The organism is Duganella sp. BJB1802, from assembly GCF_013369445.1.
Classification (GTDB): Bacteria; Pseudomonadota; Gammaproteobacteria; order Burkholderiales; family Burkholderiaceae_D; genus Rugamonas; species Rugamonas vulcania_A.
In genome coordinates this window covers 185,417-206,623 of the sequence record NZ_JABWEF010000011.1, presented here as the reverse complement: position 1 = coordinate 206,623, position 21,207 = coordinate 185,417, and the positions used below count along the sequence as shown (strand labels likewise).

16 protein-coding genes are annotated in these 21,207 nt (G+C 65.4%); 14 read left to right on the top strand and 2 right to left on the bottom strand.

Translation table 11 applies throughout. The features are described 5' to 3' along the window. The first annotated feature begins 12 nt into the window (after positions 1-12). From HUX88_RS18555 to HUX88_RS18530, 6 genes are all read left to right on the top strand, one after another. The gene (locus HUX88_RS18555; protein ID WP_117010486.1) at positions 13-633 is read left to right on the top strand and encodes a PolC-type DNA polymerase III; all 621 of its coding nucleotides are present in this window, start codon (positions 13-15) and stop codon (positions 631-633) included. 55 nt (positions 634-688) lie between these two features. Further along, a complete protein-coding gene (locus tag HUX88_RS18550) occupies positions 689-1,036 on the top strand; it encodes a hypothetical protein (protein ID WP_117010487.1) in 348 nt (115 codons plus the stop codon). Positions 1,037-1,111: 75 nt separating this feature from the next. Beyond that, positions 1,112-2,596: a hypothetical protein gene (locus tag HUX88_RS18545; RefSeq protein ID WP_176362718.1), complete on the top strand. Its 1,485-nt coding sequence runs from the start codon at positions 1,112-1,114 to the stop codon at positions 2,594-2,596. A 9-nt stretch (positions 2,597-2,605) separates the two neighbouring features. After that, on the top strand, positions 2,606-3,511 hold the full coding sequence (locus HUX88_RS18540) for a metal ABC transporter solute-binding protein, Zn/Mn family (protein WP_176362717.1): 906 nt from the start codon (positions 2,606-2,608) through the stop codon (positions 3,509-3,511). Then, a complete protein-coding gene (locus HUX88_RS18535; RefSeq protein WP_117010490.1) occupies positions 3,508-4,290 on the top strand; it encodes a metal ABC transporter permease in 783 nt (260 codons plus the stop codon). The genes HUX88_RS18540 and HUX88_RS18535 overlap by 4 nt, the downstream gene beginning before the upstream one ends. 107 nt (positions 4,291-4,397) lie before the next feature. Then, positions 4,398-5,783 carry a tetratricopeptide repeat protein gene (locus HUX88_RS18530; RefSeq protein WP_176362716.1) on the top strand — a complete coding sequence of 462 codons (1,386 nt, stop codon included), beginning with the start codon at positions 4,398-4,400 and terminating at the stop codon, positions 5,781-5,783. Positions 5,784-5,788: 5 nt separating this feature from the next. Here HUX88_RS18530 and HUX88_RS18525 read toward each other — a convergent pair whose 3' ends face one another. Continuing rightward, positions 5,789-7,609, bottom strand: coding sequence for a GGDEF domain-containing protein (locus tag HUX88_RS18525; protein WP_229213195.1), 1,821 nt, complete (start codon positions 7,607-7,609; stop codon positions 5,789-5,791). A gap of 164 nt (positions 7,610-7,773) precedes the next feature. Between HUX88_RS18525 and HUX88_RS18520 the strand changes: the two genes are divergently transcribed. The 6 genes from HUX88_RS18520 to HUX88_RS18495 all read left to right on the top strand — a co-directional run bounded on the left by HUX88_RS18520 (position 7,774) and on the right by HUX88_RS18495 (position 18,244). Beyond that, positions 7,774-8,418, top strand: coding sequence for a methylamine utilization protein (locus tag HUX88_RS18520; protein ID WP_176362715.1), 645 nt, complete (start codon positions 7,774-7,776; stop codon positions 8,416-8,418). A 14-nt stretch (positions 8,419-8,432) separates the two neighbouring features. Continuing rightward, positions 8,433-10,832 (top strand): bifunctional diguanylate cyclase/phosphodiesterase, encoded by a 2,400-nt coding sequence (locus HUX88_RS18515; protein ID WP_176362714.1) that lies wholly within the window; start codon positions 8,433-8,435, stop codon positions 10,830-10,832. 129 nt (positions 10,833-10,961) lie between these two features. Beyond that, positions 10,962-12,044: a DUF5694 domain-containing protein gene (locus HUX88_RS18510; RefSeq protein ID WP_117010494.1), complete on the top strand. Its 1,083-nt coding sequence runs from the start codon at positions 10,962-10,964 to the stop codon at positions 12,042-12,044. Positions 12,045-12,201: 157 nt separating this feature from the next. Beyond that, the gene (locus tag HUX88_RS18505) at positions 12,202-14,373 is read left to right on the top strand and encodes a prolyl oligopeptidase family protein (protein WP_176362713.1); all 2,172 of its coding nucleotides are present in this window, start codon (positions 12,202-12,204) and stop codon (positions 14,371-14,373) included. Further along, the gene (locus tag HUX88_RS18500) at positions 14,370-16,859 is read left to right on the top strand and encodes a zinc-dependent metalloprotease (protein ID WP_176362712.1); all 2,490 of its coding nucleotides are present in this window, start codon (positions 14,370-14,372) and stop codon (positions 16,857-16,859) included. The genes HUX88_RS18505 and HUX88_RS18500 overlap by 4 nt, the downstream gene beginning before the upstream one ends. Positions 16,860-17,041: 182 nt before the next feature. Next, the gene (locus tag HUX88_RS18495) at positions 17,042-18,244 is read left to right on the top strand and encodes an ammonium transporter (RefSeq protein WP_161082743.1); all 1,203 of its coding nucleotides are present in this window, start codon (positions 17,042-17,044) and stop codon (positions 18,242-18,244) included. Here the strand turns inward: HUX88_RS18495 and HUX88_RS18490 are convergent, their stop codons facing one another. Beyond that, positions 18,245-18,820, bottom strand: coding sequence for a helix-turn-helix domain-containing protein (locus tag HUX88_RS18490; protein WP_176362711.1), 576 nt, complete (start codon positions 18,818-18,820; stop codon positions 18,245-18,247). Between the two features lie 159 nt (positions 18,821-18,979). On the opposite strand from HUX88_RS18490, the gene kbl reads away from it, so the two are divergent. Both kbl and HUX88_RS18480 read left to right on the top strand, forming a co-directional pair. Continuing rightward, positions 18,980-20,185 (top strand): glycine C-acetyltransferase, encoded by a 1,206-nt coding sequence (gene kbl / locus HUX88_RS18485; protein WP_117010499.1) that lies wholly within the window; start codon positions 18,980-18,982, stop codon positions 20,183-20,185. Between the two features lie 26 nt (positions 20,186-20,211). Next, positions 20,212-21,183, top strand: coding sequence for an NAD-dependent epimerase/dehydratase family protein (locus tag HUX88_RS18480; RefSeq protein ID WP_117010616.1), 972 nt, complete (start codon positions 20,212-20,214; stop codon positions 21,181-21,183). Positions 21,184-21,207: the final 24 nt, after the last annotated feature.

The following is a 21,207-nucleotide window of genomic DNA, read 5'->3' as shown; positions in this document are numbered from 1 at the left end:
AAAGGGATCACCATGCTCGACCAACCCATCGTCATGCTCGACTTCGAGACCACCGGCCTGTCGCCCGACATGGGCGACCGCATCACCGAGGTGGCGGCGTTGCGCATCGTCGGCGGCAAGGTGGTCGACCGCTATGTGTCGCTGATTAACTGCAATGTGCGGATTCCGTCCTTCATCACCGGCCTGACCGGCATCACGCAGGCCATGGTCGATGGCGCGCCGCCGGTGTCGCGGGTGGTGCCGGAGCTGCTCGATTTCATCGGCGGCGATGCGCTGTCGGCCCACAACGCCAGCTTCGACGACAAGTTCCTGCGCGCCGAGGCGGCCCGGCTGGGCCTGACGCCCGGCTACCAGGCGCTGGTGTGTTCGCTGAAGCTGTCGCGCCGCGTGTTCCCGAAGCTGCCGAGCTACAAGCTGGGCACTCTGTCGGACCAGCTGGGCATCCGCTTCAAGAGCGCGGCCCACCGGGCCGAGTCCGATGCGGAGGTGGCGGCCGAGGTGCTGATCCATATCGGCAAGCACATCGGCTCGACCTACGGCCTGGCCGGCGTCGACACCTCGCTGCTGGTGGCGATCAACAAGCTGGCGGCCGCCAAGGTGCACGCCTTCCTCGAAAAACAAAAAGTGCGCTAAAACTCCGTGGCTCGCATTACAATACCGGCACTGATGTATCGATAGTTGGTATTTTGTGAACATACGCCGCAACTTCCTTTATGTGCTGCTGTCGCTTCTGCTGGTGTTCTCCCAGCAGATGGGGTACTCGCACGCGCTGTCGCACGCTTCGGCCGCGACCGGCGTGGTGCAGGTCGCCGCGCAGCAGGATGAGGATGCCAGCAGGATCACCAAGCTGGGGCTCGATCACAATTGCGCGCAGTGCCTGGCGTTCGCGCAGATCGCCTCCGCTGCCGATACCCATTTCTATTCCTTCCCACTGGCCGCCGATACGTCGGTGGCCGTGGTCCACGCGCCGGCGCCGCTCGACTGCCAGCGCACCGTCTGCGGCTTCCGATCGCGAGCGCCGCCCGTCCTGTCCTGATCGCACACCCTTGGTCCGTCGCCACTGCCGCTTGAGCAGGGGCGCGGTCTATCGTAGCCATCCACAGGAAATCACATGTTGAAACACAGCGTACTCGCGGCCGCACTGAGCGCCGCCGTGGCGGCCCCGCAGGCCTATGCCGCAGATAAAAAAGAACAGAAGGAACTGGCGGCCATCCGCGCCGAGATCCGCGAAATGAAGGCGGCCTACGAGGCGCGCCTGCAAGCCATGGAACAGCGCCTGCAGCAGGCGCAATCGGACAGCGCCGCCGCCAAGGCGCAGCTGGCCACGATCAATGCGGGCGCGCCATCCGCCGCGCCGGCTGCTTCCGCAACAGCAGGCGCTGGCACCTCGGCCGCCGCGCCTGCCGTGGCGGCCTACGTCGAGTCGCCCGCCGCGCCGCCGTCCGCGAGCGGCGCCGCCCCGGCCAGCAATCTGTTCAATCCCAACATCTCGATGATCCTGGGTGGCACGCTGCAGAACCTGAAGCAGGATCCGTCCCAGTACCGCCTGCAAGGCTTCGCGCCGAGCGGCGGCGAGGTCGGCCCCGGCAAGCGAGGCTTCAGCCTGGGCGAATCCGAGCTGACCATGGCGGCCAACATCGATCCGCAATTCGCCGGCCAGCTGACGTTCTCGCTGAGCGGCGAGAACGAGGTCAGCGTTGAAGAAGCGTTCATCCAGACACGCGCAATGGAGAACGGCCTGAACATCAAGGCCGGCCGCTTCCTGTCGGCCATCGGCTACCTGAACGGCCAGCACGCCCACACTTGGGACTTCGTCGACGCGCCGCTGGCGTACCAGGCCTTCCTCGGCGGCCAGTACAAGCCGGACGGCGTGCAGGCCAAGTGGCTGGCGCCGCTCGACCAGTTCCTGGAGATCGGCGCGGAGGCCGGCAGCGGCGCGGCCTTCCCCGGCAACGACCGCAACAAGAACGGCGCCGGCGCCGTCAGCGTGTTCGCCCACATCGGCGACGATATCGGCGCATCGTCCAGCTACCGCGCGGGCTTGTCCTACCTGCACACCGCCGCCGAGAAGCGCGCCTACGAGGACGAGGGCCTGACCAACAACTTCAGCGGCAAGTCCAACACCTGGATCGCCGACGCCATCTACAAATGGGCGCCGAACGGCAACCCGACCAACACCAACTTCAAGCTGCAGGGGGAATACTTCCGCCGCAAGGAGACCGGCACGCTGAACTACGCGGTCGACACCGACGCGGCGGCCAGCGGCGATTATCGCAGCGTGCAGTCGGGCTGGTACCTGCAAGGGGTCTACCAGTTCATGCCGACCTGGCGCGCGGGCCTGCGCTACGACCGGCTGTCGTCCGGCTCGCCGCGCATCGGCCTGATCGACAGCGGCGCGCTGGCCTGGGCCAACCTGCCGATACTGCAAGCCTACAATCCTTCGCGCAGCAGCTTCATGGTGGACTACAGCCCGTCCGAATTCTCGCGCCTGCGCCTGCAATTGGCGCGCGACCAGTCCCGCCCCGGCGTGACCGACAACCAGATTTTCCTTCAATACATCATGAGCCTGGGCACGCACGCGGCCCACTCGTTCTAAGGAGCAGGCATGCAACGCACACTCAAACATCTGCTGATCGCCGCCGCCTGCGTGGCGGCCACCTCGGCCCACGCGGCCGTCAACGTGCTGGCCTGCGAGCCGGAATGGGAAGCGCTGACCACCGAGCTCGGCGGCGACAAGGTCAAGGTCTCCAGCGCCACCAACGCGCTGCAGGACCCGCACCGCGTCGAGGCGCGGCCGAGCCTGATCGCGCGCACCCGCAACGCCAACCTGCTGGTGTGCACCGGGCTGGAACTGGAAGTGGGCTGGCTGCCGGTGCTGGTCCAGCAATCGGGCAACAGCAAGATCGCGGCCGGCCAGCCCGGCTATTTCGAGGCTGGCGCCTTCGTGCCGCGCCTCGACGTGCCGGGTAAGGTCGACCGCAGCGAGGGCGATGTCCATGCCGCCGGCAATCCGCACATCCAGCAGAACCCGCACAACATCGCACTGGTGTCTGTGGCGCTGGCCAAGCGCCTGGCCGAGCTGGACCCGGCCAACGCCGCCTACTACCAGACGCGGCAGAAGGACTTTGCGGCGCGCTGGGATGCGGCCATGCTCAAGTGGGAGAAGCAGGCTGCTCCGCTGAAGGGTGTGGCCGTGGTCGAGCACCACAAGAACATGGAGTACCTGATGGGCTGGCTCGGCATGCATCAGGTCGGCACGCTGGAGCCCAAGCCGGGCGTGGAGCCGAGCGCGGCCCATTTGTCCGAGTTGCTGTCGCAGTTGCAGCGCGCGCCGGCCAAGATGGTGATACGCGCCGCCTACCAGGACGGCCGCGCATCGCAGTGGCTGTCCGAGCACGCCAAGATACCGGCCGTGGTGCTGCCGTTCTCGGTGGGTGGCGACGACAAGAGCAAGGACTTGTTCGGCCTGTTCGATTCGACGGTACAACGCCTGCTGGAAGCCAATAAATGAACGCTGAATCGCTCGATCTGATGATCATCGCGCCGGCGCTGCTGGCCGGCCTGTTGGTGTTGCTGACCCACGTTCCGCTCGGCGCACAGGTGCTCAAGCGCGGCATCGTGTTTATCGATCTGGCGATCGCGCAAATCGCCGCGCTGGGCGTGATCGTCGCCGGCGCCGCCGAGCTCGATCCGCAGAGCTGGGCGGTGCAGGCCGCAGCCGCCGCGGCCGCCGTGTGCGGCGCGCTACTGCTGACCTGGACCGAGAAGCGCTGGCCGGAAGTGCAGGAGGCGCAGATTGGTGTGATGTTCATCCTGGCCGCGACGGCGGGCTTGCTGCTGGTGGCGCACAATCCGCACGGCGGCGAACATTTGCAGGATCTGCTCGCAGGACAGATCCTGTGGGTGCGCTACGACCAGCTGCTGCTGCCTGCGGTCGGCACGGTGGTGATCTGCGGGCTGCTGTACTTCCTGCGTGAGCGCCTGAGCCGGTTGGGCTTCTACCTGATCTTCGCGCTGGCCGTGACGGCGTCGGTGCAACTGGTGGGCGTGTACCTGGTGTTCACCAGCCTGATCGTGCCGGGCCTGGCGGTGCGCCATTATGTCGGCAAGAAGCGGCTGGTGCTGGCCTATCTGATTGGCGCAGCGGGCTATGCCAGCGGGCTGGTGTTGTCCACGCTCTACGATCTGCCATCGGGCGCCTTGATCGTCTGGTGCCTGACGGTATTGGCGATGGTGGTGTACGCGTTCGGCCCGAAACCCGACGGCACGCGCCGGGTCGCGCATCACTGAAAAACGATAACATTTTATCATGGTCCGTTTGAGCGCGGTCAAACTCTGGCCGGGACCGCGTTTTACACTTTAACCAACAATGTTGTGGTGTTGGCCAGGGGTGTACCATGAAGAATCAAAGCTCGGCACGGGCAGGTTACGACACCTTTTTATGGTACCGGGAAGCGGCTGAGCGCGGCAATCCCTACGCGCAGTTCAATCTGGCATTGGTCTATAAAAAAGGGCAGGATGTCGCGCGCGACGAAGTGCGCGCATTCTACTGGATGCTCAAGGCGGCCCAGCAGGGCCTGGCGTTCGCGCAGAATCACCTGGGCGTGATGTACTACAACGGCCGCGGCGTCGCCAGCAACGACAAGGAAGCTGTGCGCTGGTTTCGCGCCGCCGCGCTGCAGGGCGAAGTCTCTGCCCAGCAAAACCTCGGGCAGATGTACAAAAAGGGACGCGGCGTGGCGCGCAACGACGAGACCGCGGTGTCGTGGTTCTACCGCGCCTCCGAGCAGGGCGTCGCCAGTGCGCAGACCCTGCTGGGCGAGGCCTACGTCCACGGCGCCGGCGTGCGGCGCAACTATCCGTTGGCGCTGGCCTGGTTCCGCAAGGCGGCGCTGCAGAACGACGCCAGCGCTCAGCTCAATCTCGGTTTGATGTACAAGCACGGTCACGGCGTGGCGCGCAACGAGGCGCAGGCGCTGGCGTGGTTCAAGCAGGCGGCGGCGCAGGAATGCGCCGTGGCCCAGCGGCTGGTGGGTGTGGCCTACGCCGAGGGGCAGGGCGTGGCGGCCGATCCCTTGCGCGCCTACGCCTGGCTGGTGCGCGCGGCCGAGCAGGAGGACGCGGACGCGCAATTCAACCTCGGCATCATGCTGGCCAACGGCAAGGGCGTGGAGCGCGACGACGAGCTCGCCTTCACGTGGTATCGCCGCGCGGCCGAGTCCGGCCATATGCTGGCCCAGTACAACCTCGGCGGCATGTATGCGCGCGGGCGAGGCGTGGCGCGCGACGACCAGCGGGCGCTGGAATGGTATCGCATGGCGGCCGAGCAGGGCGCGGCCAGCGCCCAGTTCAACGTCGGCGTCATGTACGCCAACGGCCACGGCGTGGCCAAGGACGAGGCGCGCGCGGTGGCCTGGTACCGCTGCGCGGCCGAGCAGGGCGACGCCAGCGCGCAAAACAACCTGGGCGTGATGTACGCCAACGGCCTGGGCGTGGAGCGCGACGAGGAGGTGGCCGTCGGCTGGTACGGCAGGGCGGCCGAGCAGGGACATGCGCTGGCGCAGTTCAACCTGGGCGGCATGTATGGCAGCGGGCGCGGCGTGGCGCGCGACGACCAGAAGTCCTGCATGTGGCTGACGCTGGCGGCCGAGGCCGGCGAACTGGCCGCCGCCAGCAACCGCAGGAATGCCGAACTGGACCTGACGCCGCAGGCCAGGGAGGTGGCGGCCGCCTCGGCCCGGCGCTGGCGCGCCGCGCACGCCACGCGCGCGCGGCCGGTGTGACCGGCTCAGGCCGTTTGCTGGCGGCGGTCCATGAACAGGCTGTTGCCGTGGATCTTTTTGGCCTGTTTCTTCGATTCAGCGGCGGCGGTGGCGATCTGATGGTGGGTATGGTACTTGTGCGGATCGACCCGGATCGCGCCTATCGATAGGCTCATCAACGAGTAAAACACCTTCTTGCCCTGGCGGTCCTCGCTGAGGTAGCCGCCGCGTTCGCGGTCCTCGATGCTGTAGAAATCCTGCACGTGGCGGCCGAACTCCTGCAGGATGACGTTGCAGCGCGCCTCCCAATCCTCGCTCTGGAACAGCACCATGAAGTCGTCGCCGCCGATGTGGCCGACGAAATCGCGGTCGGCGTCGGTGCGCTCGGCCAGCAGCTTGCCGGTCAGCTGGATCACGTCGTCGCCACGGCGGTAGCCGTACACGTCGTTGAACGGCTTGAAATGGTCGAGGTCGAAATAGCAGACCCAGAAGCGCGCACCGCTCTCCAGCAGGCGGTCGATGTGCTCGTTGATCGGCACATTGCCCGGCAGCTGCGTCAGCGGATTGGCGTAGCGGGCGGCGGTGATCTGCATCTGCGTGATCTCGCGCATCAGGTCGTGGCCGGTGCCCATGCCCAGGTAGCGGCCCTGGTCGGTGATGATGAAGCCGTTGAACAGCTGGTGGGCGTCGGCCTGGGCCATGCGGAAGCTCAGGTCCTGCAGGCTGGTGTCCTTGTCGGCGACCAGCGCCTGGCTGTCCATGAACTGCTTGCAGGACTTCTTGCCGTACAGCTCGCGCTGGTAGGGGCGGGCGAAGTGGTCGATCATGTCGAAGCGGCTGATCAGGCCCAGCGGCAGGCCATCGTCCACCACCGGAATGATCAGCAGCTTGGGCTGGCGCGCGAAGATCTCGTAGACCTCGTTGTTGCTCAGGCTGGACGGCACCGCCTCCACCCGATGCAGCAGCTTGGAGATGCTGGCGCCGTGCTTCTCGGCGCCGCGCTGCGGGTAGACCGCCACGCCGTTGCGCGCCAGCGCCTTGACCACCTCGGCCGGCGCCGTGCGCGCGGGCTGGGCGTGCGGCCGGCCCAGGTGGTAGCCCTGGCCGAAGGCGACGCCGACATCGCGCAGCACCAGCAGCTCGGCCTGGGTCTCGATGCCCTCGGCGATCACCAGCGTGTCGGACTTGTCGGCGATCTCCTGGATCGAGCGCACGAACTGCAGCTTGACCGGATCGTGGTTGATGCCCTGGATGAAATGCATGTCGATCTTGACATACTCGGGCCGCAGCTCCGACCACAGCCGCAGGCTGGAGAAGCCTTCGCCCAGGTCGTCGATGGCGATCTGGAAGCCCATGTTGCGGTAGTGGAGCACCGCGTCGCGCATCAGCTCGTAGTCGTAGGTCGGCTGGTTTTCGGTCAGTTCGATGATCACCCGGTCCGGGTTGATGCCGATCTGGTGGATGTACTCCAGCGTCTCGCCGTGGCGCGCGTCGCGCTGCAGCAGGCATTCCGGGCTGACGTTGAGGAACAGCTTGCCCGGCAGGCCGAGCTCGGCGAAGCGCTCCAGCACCACGCGCCGGCACAGGTGCTCGACCTCGACCGTGAGTCCGTTGGCGCGCGCCACCTTGAACAGGTTCATCGGCGCGTGCAGCGGGCTGTCGGACGGCCCCCGTATCAAGCCCTCGTAGGCGATGATCTCGCCGCTCTGCATGTGGATGATGGGCTGGAACAGCGCGCTGAGCTGGCGGCGCACCAGGATGTCGAACAGATGCGCGCGCAGCACCGCCTCCTCATCCTCGCCCTTGGGCTGAAGATAGCTGATGTTGGAGCTGAGTACGGAGTTCACGGTGGGTGGCCAAGGTCGGTTTAACGGCACGATATTAGTATCTTTTTGTGACCGGTTGATGACCAGTGGAAATATTTTTCAGCAAACTGCGAAAAACCGCTCCGTGGATCTTTTTCCAGGCGCTACAATCGGAGCTCAACCTTAAAAACGAGACCAGGTCCGCCATGCTCCGTGAAGTCATCCGCCAGACGGTATTTCCCCTGTTGTTGCTGAGCGCGGCCGGCGCGGGCGCCACCGGCGTCACCGTGCTGGTGCAGGACGCCGGCGGCAAGGCCCTGGCCGACACCGTAATCTACGTGGAGCCGGAAAGCGGCCAGGCCAGCGGCCGCGCGCCGGCCACGGCCGAGATCGAGCAGAAGGGCTTGAAGTTCCTGCCGCTGGTCACCGTGGTCCAGACCGGCGCCAAGATCTTCTTCCCGAATAACGACAAGGTCCGCCACCACATCTATTCGTTCTCGCCGGCCCACAAGTTCGACCAGAAGCTGTATTCCGGCCAGTCGGCCACGCCGCAAGTCTTCGACAAGGCGGGCACCGTGGTCCTGGGCTGCAATATCCACGACAAGATGCTGGCCTACGTCAAAGTGGTCGACACGCCGTACTTCGCCAAGACCGACGCCGCCGGCGCCGCCCACGTCGAGTTGCCGGCCGGCGGCAAGTACGTGGTCAAGGCCTGGCACTACAACACGGTCGGCGGCGCCACGCCGGAACAGCTGGTGACGGTGAAGGCGGGCGACGCCCCGGCCAGCGCCGCCTTCAAGCTGCCGATGAAACCGACCGTGGCCGACGACGCCTCGTCGACCACACTTTGAGGGACAGCCCGAGCATGCACATGCGCTTCCGCAGCCTGGAGAGCCGGATCGTCACACTGTTCCTGGTGCTGATCGTGGCCGTGCAGGTGATCGGCCTGCTGGTGATCCAGCGCGGCATCGACAACAACGCGCGGATGTCCATCAGCAGCGAGTTGGCGAACGGCGCCAAGGTGTTCCGCCGCCTGCTCGACCAGAACGCGCAGAGCCTGCGCTTCGGCGCGCGACTGCTGGCGCGCGACACCGCCTTCGTGGCCACCATCGGCAACAACGACGAGAACGACCGCAGCACCATCCTGTCGGCGCTGGACAACAGCGGCAAGCGCATACACGCCTCGCTGTCGATGCTGATCAACGCCGACCGCAAGATCAGCGTCGCCACCAACCTTGAGCAGGCGGCCGCGCTGGAGAAGCAGGTCGCCAGCATGCTCGATACCGCCGAATCCTCGGGCGGCGCCAACGGCATCGCCATCGTCGAACACCGGCCCTACCAGATCGTGGTCATGCCCATCCTGGCGCCGACCACCATCGGCTGGATCGTGATGACCTTCCCGATCGACCGCCAGTTGGCCACCGACATGCGCGAAGTCAGCGCGCTCGACACCAGCGTGCTGACCCGCGACGCGCAGGGCAAGTGGCTGGCGGTCGGCTCGACCTTCAGTGGCGCCGTCGCGCAAACGGTGATCGACCAGATGCAAGCGATGGAGGCCACGCCGGCCGGCCCGTTCGACCTGACGCTGGACGCCGGCAAGTACAGCGCGCGCCTGCTGGCGATCGGCCAGGACGGCGGACAGACCGCCAACGTGCTGCTGGCCCGCTCGATCGACGAGGCGACCGCCGAATACAGCCGGCTGGAACGCTGGCTGATCGCGCTGACGCTGGGCGGCATCGTGGTCTCGGCGCTGGCCATCGTCTTCACCGCCAAGCGCATTGCCCAGCCGATCAGCGAACTGGCCGTGACCGCGAGACGGCTGGAGCAGGGCGATTACAAGGGCCAGATCGACACCAGCCGCGAAGACGAAATCGGCGCGCTGGCCCATGCCTTCGACGCCATGCGCGAAGGGATCGCCAAGCGCGAACAGGAAATCCGCCGGCTGGCGTACTGGGACACGCTGACCAACCTGCCGAACCGCGCGCAGTTCGTGCTGCTGCTGAACGACGCGCTGGCCGATGCCGCCAAACGCGAGGAGACCGTGTTCGTGCTGATGATGGACCTTGACCGCTTCAAGCACGTCAACGACGTGATGGGCCTCAGTTTCGGCGACGCCTTGCTGCGCCAGGTGGCCGGCCGTTTGCAGCTGCTGCTGGCCAACCGGCGCCAGTCGTCGGCGCAGGTGGCGCGGCTGGGAGGCGACGAATTCGCCGTGCTGCTGCCGGCCTCCGACCGCGACTCCGCGCTGCGCATGGCCGAAGAGATCCTGCATGCGCTGGAGACGCCGCTGTCGCTGGAAGACCAGACGGTGGACATCGGCGCGGGCCTGGGCATCGCCGGCTATCCGGAACACGGCAGCGACGGCGAGGCCTTGCTCAGCATGGCCGAAGTGGCGATGTACGCGGCCAAGCAGCGCAACGACGGCGCCGTGGTCTACGACGCGGCGATGGACAAGTCCAGCGAGAAGAGCCTGTCGCTGCTGACGGAACTGCGCAACGCCATCGAGCGCAACGAGTTCCGCCTGCACGTGCAGCCGAAGATCATGCTCGATACCGGCAAGGTGGTGGGCATGGAGGCGCTGGTGCGCTGGGTGCATCCGGAGCGCGGCAATGTGTTCCCCGACGAGTTCATTCCCTTCGCCGAGCAGACCGGCTTTATCCGCGTGCTGACGCGCTGGGTGATGGAGAAGTCGGCGGAGCTGTGCCAGGAGCTGGCCTCCAAGGGCTATCCGTTGAAAATATCGGTCAACCTGTCCACGCGCGACCTGATGGACCAGGACCTGCCGGCCAAGTTCGCCGAGACGCTGGCGCGCCACAAGCTGGCCCCGGCCTCGTTCTGCCTGGAGATCACCGAGAGCGCCATCATGGACGATCCGGTGCGCGCCCAGCACACGCTGGAGCGCCTGAGCGCCATGGGCTTCGATTTGTCGATCGACGATTTCGGCACCGGCTATTCGTCGCTGGCCTACCTCAAGCGCCTGCCGGTGAATGAGCTCAAGATCGACAAGTCCTTTGTGCTGAACATGGAGAACGACATCGGCGACACCAAGATCGTCCTCTCGACCATCGACCTTGGTCACAACATGGGCCTGCGCGTGGTGGCCGAGGGCATCGAGAGCGAGGCCGTATGGCGCCTGCTGGCGGAGCTGGGATGCGACCAGGGACAGGGCTACTTCATGAGCCGTCCCATCCCCGGTGAGCAGTTGATCGCATGGCTGGAGAAGTGGCAGGCGCCCGCCCGCCACGAGGTCGATATCGGCGGTTGATCCAGTCCATGCGTCCCATCCGGGATATTTGCGTTTCGGTGGGCGGAATCTGCGGTACGTCGCATAATCCGGACACGCAAGCCACGGCCTCCTTAAGCTGGCGCGATTCCATCTATTCCAGGAGGTTCCATGCAGCGTATGTCCGCCGGTATTCTTGTTGTCGCCGCGCTTTTCGGTAGTGCCATCGCCGCCGAATCGCCCGGCCAGGAGTTCAAGCCCGGCGCGTTCAAGCTGCAACGAGGGCCGCAGAACGAGCTGATGGTGCTGGGCACCGCACATCTTTCGCAATTGCCGAAGTCCTTCGATCCCGCCAGTCTGAGTGTGCTGATGGAGCGCCTGGCGGGCTGGCAGCCCAAGGCCATCGCCATCGAATCGCTCTCCGGGACGCAGTGCGCCTACCTGCGCAACTACCGCGAGCGCTACGACGATACGATCAAGTCCTATTGCTGGGACCCGGCGCCGGCCGCCAGCGCCACCGGCCTTGACGTCCCCGCCGCAACCGCGCAAGTGGATCGCACGCTGGCCACCTGGCCGTCGGCGCCGACCGCCGCGCAGCGCCGCAAGCTGGCGTCACTCTTCATGGCGGCGGGCGAACCCGCGTCCGCGATGGTGCAATGGCTGCGCCTATCGGCCGCCGAGCAGCATGCTGGCGACGGCTTGAACGATACACTGGTGGAGATCCTCAACGGCCTGCGCCAAAAGCGCAACGAGACCTATCTGATCGCCGCGCCGCTCGCCGCCCGCTCCGGGCTTGAGCGGCTGTACGCGATGGATGACCATACCTCCGACTCCAACGTGGACGACGAAAAAGCCTACGGCGCGGCGATCATGAAAGCCTGGGACAATCCCGCCAACGCGGCCCGCAAGCGTCAGGACGAGGCCTTGCGCGGCGCGTTGACGACACCGGCCGGGCTGCTGGCGATGTACCGCGCCTACAATGCCGCCAGCGCCGCCGAACAGGTATTCCACAGCGACTTCGGCGCCGCGTTGGAGGAGCCGTCACCCAAGCATTATGGCCGTGGCTACGTCGCCTATTGGGAAACGCGCAACCTGCGCATGGCCTCCAACATCCGCGAGGCGATGAGCTATCTGCCCGGCAGCCGCACGCTGGTCATCGTCGGCGCGTCGCACAAAGGCTACCTGGAAGCGTACCTGAACCAGATGCACGACGTGCGCGTGGTCAGCACGGACGCCATCCTGCGCGCCGAATAAACCACGCCGATAACGCTTTCCTATCATTGCTTATTTGTCACAAAGCAAGCTATGATTTACCACTGCACCCGTTGTAACGACGGGTGCCAATGAGCCTTGGCGGCGCCGCAGCCCGGTCAGCCGCTTCCGAATATTCTTCGATCTTACGGACTTTCGCATGAAGCATTTGAAATGCGCTGCCTTGGCGGCCGCCGTCCTGCTGGCGCACAGCGCCTCCGCCCAAACCTGCGCCGTCTCCGGCCCCGGCATGAACTATCCCGTCACCCGCACCGTCGACCAGACCGACGACTACCACGGCGTCAAGGTGGCCGATCCCTACCGCTGGCTGGAAGACGCCAACAGCGACGAGACCCACGCCTGGGTCGAGGCGCAGAACAAGCTGACGCAGGGTTACCTGTCGCAGATCCCGGGCCGCGACGCGATCAAGAGCCGCCTGACCAAGCTGTGGAACTTCGAGCGTTTCAGCGTCCCGTTCAAGGAAGGCGGCCGCTATTTCTACAGCCGTAACGACGGCCTGCAGAATCAGTCGGTGCTGTACACGATGAAGACGCTGGCCGATGTGCCACGCATGCTGCTCGACCCGAACACGCTGGCCGCCGACGGCACCGTCGCACTGGCCGGCCTGGCGGTGAGCCCCAATGGCCGCTACCTGGCCTACAGCACCGCGGCATCCGGCTCCGACTGGAACGAGATCAAGGTGCGCGACATCGACAGCGGCAAGGACATCGAGGATCGCATCCAGTGGGTCAAGTTCTCCAACACCGCGTGGCTGCACGACGGTTCCGGCTTCTTCTACAGCCGCTACGACGAACCGAAGGAGGCCACCAAGCTGGCCGACGTGAACTACTTCCAGAAGCTGTACTTCCACAAGATCGGCACGCCGCAAAGCGCGGACACGCTGGTGTACGACCGCCCGGACCACAAGGACTGGGGCTTTGGCGCCGAGGTCACCGAGGACGGCCGCTTCCTGATCATCTCCGCCTCGCAAGGCACGGAGAACAAGAACCGCGTCTACTACAAGGACCTGTCGCGCAGGGACGCCAAGGTGGTGCCGCTGCTGGAGGACTTCGACGCGTCGTACAACTTCATCGGCAACGATGGCATGGTGTTCTGGTTCCGCACCGAGCGCGATGCGCCGCGCGGCCGCATCATCTCCATCGACACCCGCAAGCCGGGTGTGCTGAACTGGAAGCAGATCGTCCCCGAGAGCTCGAACACCATGGTGTCCGCGTCCATCGTCAACAACCAGCTGCTGGTGGACTACCTGAGCGACGCCCACAGCCTGGTCAAGGTGTACGACCTCAAAGGCAAGCCGCTGCACGACCTGGAGCTGCCAGGCCTCGGCTCGGCGGGTGGTTTCGGCGGCAAGCGCAATGATACGGAGACCTTCTATTCGTACACCAGCTTCACCACGCCGACCACCATCTACCGCTACGACCTGAAGGCCAACAAGAGCAGCGTCTATCGCCAGGCCAAGGTGGACTTCGATCCGGCCGCGTTTGAAACCCGCCAGGAGTTCTTCACCAGCCGCGATGGCACCCGGGTGCCGATGTTCATCGTATCGAAGAAGGGCCTGAAGCTCGACGGCAGCAATCCGACCTACCTGTACGGCTACGGCGGATTCAATATCTCGCTGACGCCATCGTTCTCGGTCGCCAACCTGGCGTGGCTGGAAATGGGCGGCGTCTACGTGATGGCCAACCTGCGCGGCGGCGGCGAGTACGGCGAATCGTGGCACGCGGCCGGCACCAAGCTGCAAAAGCAGAACGTGTTCGACGACTTCATCGGCGCGGCCGAATGGCTGATCGCGCACAAGGTCACGTCGCCGGCCAAGCTGTCCATCGGCGGCGGCAGCAACGGCGGCCTGCTGGTCGGCGCGGCGATGACGCAGCGTCCCGAGTTGTTCGCCGCGGCGATCCCGCAGGTGGGCGTGCTCGATATGCTGCGCTTCCACAAATTCACCATCGGCTGGGCGTGGACTTCGGACTACGGTTCGTCCGACAACGCCGACGAGTTCAAGGCGCTGGTCAAGTATTCGCCGCTGCACAACCTGAAGAAGGGCACCTGCTACCCGGCGACCATGATCACCACCGCCGACCATGACGACCGCGTGGTGCCGGCGCACAGCTTCAAGTTCGCCGCCACCGCGCAGGCCGACCAGGCGGGCGGCGCGCCGATCCTGATCCGCATCGACAGCAAGGCGGGCCACGGCGCCGGCAAGCCGACCACCAAGCAGATCGAGGAAGTGGCGGATCGTTGGGGCTTCCTCAGCCGCGCGCTGAAGATGGACGGCGCCACGGAGACCGTCAAAGCGGCGGGCCAGCAGTGAGGGCCGCGCCAGCCGCCGGACCGCTGCTGTTCGCCATCTTGATGTCGGGCGTGGCGCCGGGGCTGGCCACCGCCGCAGATAATACGGCCGCCGCATCTTCGCCAGCGGTCAAGAAGATCGTCGATGTCACGCGCGGCATGCAATCGCAGCCGGGCTTCATCGACGTCTGGCGCGACACGGACAAGGGCAGGGTGCTGCTGTCCGTGTCGGCGCTGGAGCAGCCCTTTCTGCTATTGAGCTCCTTGCCCTATGCGCTGGGATCAAACGATGTTGGTCTCGATCGCGGCCAGCCGGGCGAGATGCGTATGGTGCACTTCGAGAAGCACGGCGCCAGGCTGTTCCTGGTGCAGGAGAACACCAACTTCATCGCCGCCTCGGCGGACAAGGACGAACGCGCCGCCGTCGCCGAATCCTTCGCCAGCGGCGTGCTGTGGTCCGGCGACATCCTGGCCAGCGAGGGCGAACGGCACCTGATCGACTTCTCCAGCTTCCTGCTGGCCGACCGTCACGGCGTCGGCGCGCGGCTGGCCGCGGCCAAGCAGGGCGCGTATCAGGTTGATGCGGCGCGCAGCGCTGTGCTGGCGGAGCAGGCCAAGGCCTTCCCCGACAACGTCGAGCTGGAATCGCTGCTGACCTTTGCCGGTCCGGGACAAGCCGAGTACGTGCGTCAGGTCGCGGCGGATGCCGGCAGCCTGTCGCTGCGCCAGCGCATCAGCATGGTGCGCCTGCCCGCGAGCACCAGCGGCTGGCGCCCGCGCAGCTACCATCCATATTCCGGCGGCTTCGACGCCAGCTACTACGACTTCGCCACGCCGCTCGCCAGCAGCATCGACGTGCACTGGCAGGTGCGGCACCGCCTTGAGAAAACCGATCCATCGGCGGCGGTCAGCACGGTCAAGAAGCCCATCGTCTACTACGTCGACCGTGGCGCGCCGGAGCCGGTGCGCTCGGCGCTGATCGCCGGCGCGTCGTGGTGGGCCAGCGCCTTCGAGAAGGCCGGCTTCAAGGACGCCTATCGCGTCGAGCTGCTGCCCGAGGGCGTGGACGCGATGGACATCCGCTACAACGTGATCCACTGGGTGCACCGCGCCACGCGCGGCTGGTCCTACGGGAACGCGCTGGCCGATCCGCGCACCGGCGAGATTATCCGTGGCGCCGTCACACTGGGTTCGCAGCGCGTGCGGCAGGACATCCTGATCGCCGAAAGCCTGCTCGCCCCATACGGCAAGAACGCCCCGGCCGACAAGCAGAAACTGGCCGAGGCCATGGCGCTGGCGCGCCTGCGGCAGCTGGCCGCGCACGAAGTCGGCCACACGCTGGGCTTCGCCCACAACTTCGCCGCCAGCCGCATGGGCAATGGCTCGGTGATGGACTACCCGCATCCCATCCTCAAACTGGACGCCAAAGGCAACGTCGATATCGCCGATGCCTACGGCGTCGGCGTCGGACCGTGGGACGACTACATCGTCAAATACATCTACGGCGATTTCGGCAGCGGCGCCCAGGAGCAGGCGGCGCTGGCCAAGCTGCGCGCCGACGCGCGCGCGGCAGGCATGCTGTACTCCAGCGACCAGGACGACCGCTCGCCCGGCTCCAGCCATCCCGACGGCCTGCTGTGGGACTTCGGCGCCGACTCGATCAAGACCTGGGACCAGCTGGGCGCCGTACGCCAGCGCGGGCTGCAAACCTTCTCGGCAGATGTGCTACCCGACAGCCGGCAGCTCGGCGAACTGGAAGCGCGACTGGTGCCGCTCTACCTGCTGCAGCGCTATCAAGGCGAAGCGCTTGCGCGGCTGATCGGCGGCGGCGATTTCGATTACGCCAGCAGCGGCGACGTCAAGGCCGGCATCGCCAAGGCGGGCATCAAGGCGGTCGACGCATCGGTGCAGCGCCAGGCGCTGAACCGGCTGGCGGACAGCCTGCGCGCCGAATACCTGGCGCTGCCGGCCAATGTGCTCGACGTCCTGACGCCGCCGGCCATGGGCCATGAGCGCAGCCGCGAATACTTCGCCACCCGCATGGACTCGGTGTTCGACGCCTTCTCGATCGCCGAGGCGGGCGCCGCGCAGACCGCCGGCTTCCTGCTGGATCCGGCCCGCATCAACCGCGTCGCCTGGCAGCACGCGCGCGACGCGCAGCAGCCCGGCGTGCAGGAAGTGCTGTCGCTGCTGCTGCAAAAGACATGGAAGCGCGAGCCGGTGCCCGCCTCGCTGGCTGGCGGAGAAGCGGTGCAACTGGCCGCCAACTGGGTCGTGATCGATGCGACCTTGAATCTGCTCGATAGCGGCAAGCTGCATCCGCAAGTCGACGCCGAGGTGCGCCAATCGGCGCGCGAGCTGGCGCAATGGCTGCAAAAGAACCCCGGCAAAGGCGTCACCGCCGACAGCCGCAAGCAGGCCGCCGCGCAGATCACCGCTTATCTGGCAGATCCGCACAGCGTCAAGCTACGCGCACTGCCGGCAATCCCGCCCGGCGCCCCGATCTGAGTCCCGAGTCCGCACGCACCAAAATGACGCCTTATTTCGGTGCGCACGGACTTGGTGCGGCTTCCTGCACAAAATAAAAACATCATAAAATCAACCACTTAAAATCTGCACCAAATTGGAACGAAAATTGCTTTTATCAGTGCTCGTTGTCAATTTTTGCATTATTTTGGGGAGAGATTTTGATGGATGGATACAAAGACGGCGCCAATGCATTGTTCATACTGCTAGGCGCCATCATGATTTTGGCCATGCATGCCGGCTTCGCGTTTCTGGAGCTGGGCACGGTGCGCAAGAAAAACCAGGTCAACGCGCTGGTCAAGATCCTGGTGGATTTCGCGGTATCGACGATCGCCTACTTTTTCGTCGGCTACAGCATCGCCTACGGCGTCAACTTCTTCTCCTCGGCCGAGGTGCTGGCCGCCAAGAACGGCTATGAGTTGGTCAAGTTCTTCTTCCTGCTGACGTTCGCCGCCGCCATCCCGGCGATCATCTCGGGCGGTATCGCCGAGCGGGCGCGCTTCCATCCGCAGCTGATCGCCACCGCGCTGCTGGTCGGCCTGGTCTATCCATTCTACGAGGGCATCGTCTGGAACCACCGCTTCGGCGTGCAGGAATGGTTGATGTCCGCGTTCGGCGCCGAGTTCCACGACTTCGCCGGCTCGGTGGTGGTGCACGCGGTCGGCGGCTGGATCGCCTTGCCGGCGGTGCTGCTGCTGGGCGCGCGCCGTGGACGCTACATGAAGAACGGCGCCATCGCCGCCCATCCGCCATCGTCGATTCCCTTCCTGGCGCTGGGCGCGTGGATCCTTACGGTGGGCTGGTTCGGCTTCAACGTCATGAGCGCGCAGGCGCTGGACAAGATGAACGGCCTGGTGGCGGTGAACTCGCTGATGGCGATGGTCGGCGGCACGCTGGTCGCGCTGCTGATGGGGAAGAACGATCCCGGCTTCGCCTACAACGGTCCGCTGGCCGGCCTGGTGGCGGTGTGCGCCGGCTCGGACCTGATGCACCCGCTGGGCGCACTGGCCACCGGCGCGATCGCCGGCGCGGTGTTTGTCTGGATGTTCACGCTGGCGCAGAACAAATGGAAGATCGACGACGTGTTGGGCGTGTGGCCGCTGCATGGCCTGTGCGGCGCATGGGGCGGCATCGCGGCGGGGATCTTCGGCCAGAAGGCGCTGGGCGGCATCGGCGGCGTCTCGTTTGCCGCGCAGTTGGGCGGCACCGTGTTGGGCGTGGTGATCGCGCTGGCGGGCGGCTTCGCCATCTACGGCGTGCTGAAAGCCACACTGGGCCTGCGCCTGGACCCGGAGGACGAGTTCCAGGGCGCCGACCTCGCCATCCACCGCATCAGCTCCACGCCGGAGCGTGAATCGAACTGGTAATTATCGGTGTATGACCACCAGCACCGCCTTCGCCTCGGTCTTGCCGACGTTGCGGATGATGTGCTGCTGGTCCCCCGGGTAGCGCGCCGTGCTGCCCAGCTTTACCTTCTTCTTGTCGGTTCCGACCTCCACCTCCACTGAGCCGTGCAGCAGCGTCAGATGCTCCTGCGCGCCCGGATCGTGTCCCTGCGACGCCAGCTCTCCGCCCGGCGCCAGCGTCAGTTCATACCACTCATATTTGCTGGCCAGTTCCAGCGGACCCAGTATGCGCAGCACGTAGCCGGCATGATGGCCGGGCAGGGTGGGGATTTCGTGCGCGTCGATCACACGGATGGTCTCCGTTTCCCGTTCGGCTGTCGCCAGCAGCTCGCCGATCTGCACTCCCAACGCGTTGGCCAGCCGCCAGGTGATGGCGATGGTCGGATTCGCCTTTTCCCGCTCGATCTGGGACAGCATCGACTTGGAGACGCCGGCAATGCGCGACAGATCCTCCAGCGTCAGGCCACGGGCCAGGCGCAGCCGCTGCAGGGCGGCGCCGACTTCTGGAGGTGCATTGGTCGAAACGGGTGTGTTCATTGTTTTATTCGGCAGATGGGCTAAATTTCAAGTGAATGATTGCGCGCGCACGGCTTGCGCTGTTCACTGGTGTTCTGTAATATTCGATATATTGAATTTGAGTTTGATATAACGGATTTCTCATAACGTAGTGAAATCGTACCACAGACAGGAACCATCATGACCACTCCAGCAAAAAGCACCTTCTTCAGCGGCCTGCAGCAAAACCTCGACCAATTGCGCGAGCAGGGCCTCTACAAGCCAGAACGCGTACTGGCCTCGCGCCAGGGCGCGGAAGTGATGAGCGAAGACGGTCGAATGCTGATCAATATGTGCGCCAACAACTACCTGGGCCTGTCCGGCCAGGAATGGGTGGCGCAGGCGTCCATCGCGGCGACCGAAAAATATGGTTATGGCCTGTCCTCGGTACGCTTCATCTGCGGCACGCAGACGGTGCACAAGCAGCTGGAGCAGGCGATCTCCAAGTTCCTCGGCACCGAGGACACCATCCTGTACGCGGCGGCCTTCGACGCCAACGGCGGCGTGTTCGAGCCGCTGTTCGACGAGAACGACGCCATCATCTCGGACGCGCTGAACCACGCCTCCATCATCGACGGCATCCGCCTGTGCAAGGCCGCGCGCTTCCGCTACGCCCACAACGACATGGCCGACCTGGAAACGCAACTGCTGGCCGCCGCCGGCAAGCGCCACAAGGTCATCGTCACCGACGGCGTGTTCTCGATGGACGGCACCATCGCCCAGCTGGACAAGATCTGCGACCTGGCCGACAAATACGGCGCGCTGGTGATGATCGACGAATGCCACGCCTCCGGCTTCATGGGCAAGACCGGGCGCGGCACGCATGAGCACCATAACGTCATGGGCCGCATCGACATCATCACCGGCACCCTGGGCAAGGCCCTGGGCGGCGCGATGGGCGGCTTCACCTCGGCGCGCAAGGAAGTGATCGACATGCTGCGCCAGAAGTCGCGTCCCTACCTGTTCTCGAACACGCTGGCGCCGTCGATCGCCGGCGCCTCGCTGGCCGTGCTGCAAAAGCTGTCGGAATCGACCGAGCTGCGCGACCGCCTGCACGAAAACACCGCCTTCTTCCGCAAGGAGATCGAGCGTATCGGCTTCACCATCAAGCCGGGTACGCACCCTGTAGTTCCTGTCATGTTGTTCGACGCGCCCGTCGCGCAGAAATTCGCGGCACGAATGTATGAGCTGGGCGTTCTGCTCAGCGGCTTCTTCTACCCCGTGGTCCCGATGGGCCAGGCGCGCGTGCGTGTCCAACTGTCGGCGGCCCACAGCCGCGAACAGCTGGAGACCGTGCTCAAAGCATTCGAACAGGCAGGCCGTGAACTTGGCCTGCTGAAGAACTAAACATGAAAATCGTCAGGAACAACAATATGAATACCCAAGAACGCATCCTCGTCATCGGCGCCAACGGCCAGATCGGCAGTGAACTGGTGGAGGCGCTGGCCGCCCAGCACGGCGCGCAAAACGTCATCGCCGCCGACATCAGCCCGACCAATTTGTACAACGCGGCGCGCTACACCACGCTCAATGTGCTGGACAAGGCGGCGTTGTCGGCGCTGGTCACGGACGAGGGCATCACCCAGGTCTACCAGCTGGCGGCGATGCTGTCGGCCACCGGCGAAGCGGCGCCGCTGAAAGCCTGGACGCTGAACATGGACGGCCTGCTCAACATCCTGGAAGTGGCGCGCGAGCGCGGCGCCATCGGCAAGCCGCTGCGTATCTTCTGGCCTTCGTCGATCGCCGCCTTCGGCCCGAACACCCCGGCCGTCAACACGCCGCAAACCACGGTGATGGATCCGACCACGATCTACGGCATCAGCAAGCTGGCCGGCGAGCGCCTGTGCGAGTACTACTTCATCAAGTACGGCGTCGACGTGCGTTCGATCCGCTACCCGGGCATCATCAGCTTCAAGTCGCCACCGGGCGGCGGCACCACCGACTACGCCATCGCCATCTTCCACTCGGCGTTGCGTGGCGAACGCTATGAGTGCTTCCTCGGCCCGCAGACCACGCTGCCGATGATCTACATGCCCGATGCGATCCGCGCCACCATCGAACTGATGGACGCGCCGGCGGAACAGGTGAAGGTGCGCTCGGCCTACAACGTGGCTGGCGTGTCGTTCAACCCGGAGCAGCTGGCCGCCGCGATCACGCGCGCGCTGCCGGACTTCAAGATCGGCTATAAGCCGGACAGCCGCCAGGCCATCGCCGACACCTGGCCGCAAAGCCTGGACGACACCACCGCCACCACCGACTGGGGCTGGAAAGCCCGCATCGGCGTCGACGAGATGGTGGCCGACATGCTGGCCAACGTCGACGTCCACCTGGGCAAAGCGGCGTAATTCAAACACATATAAAAAAGAGAG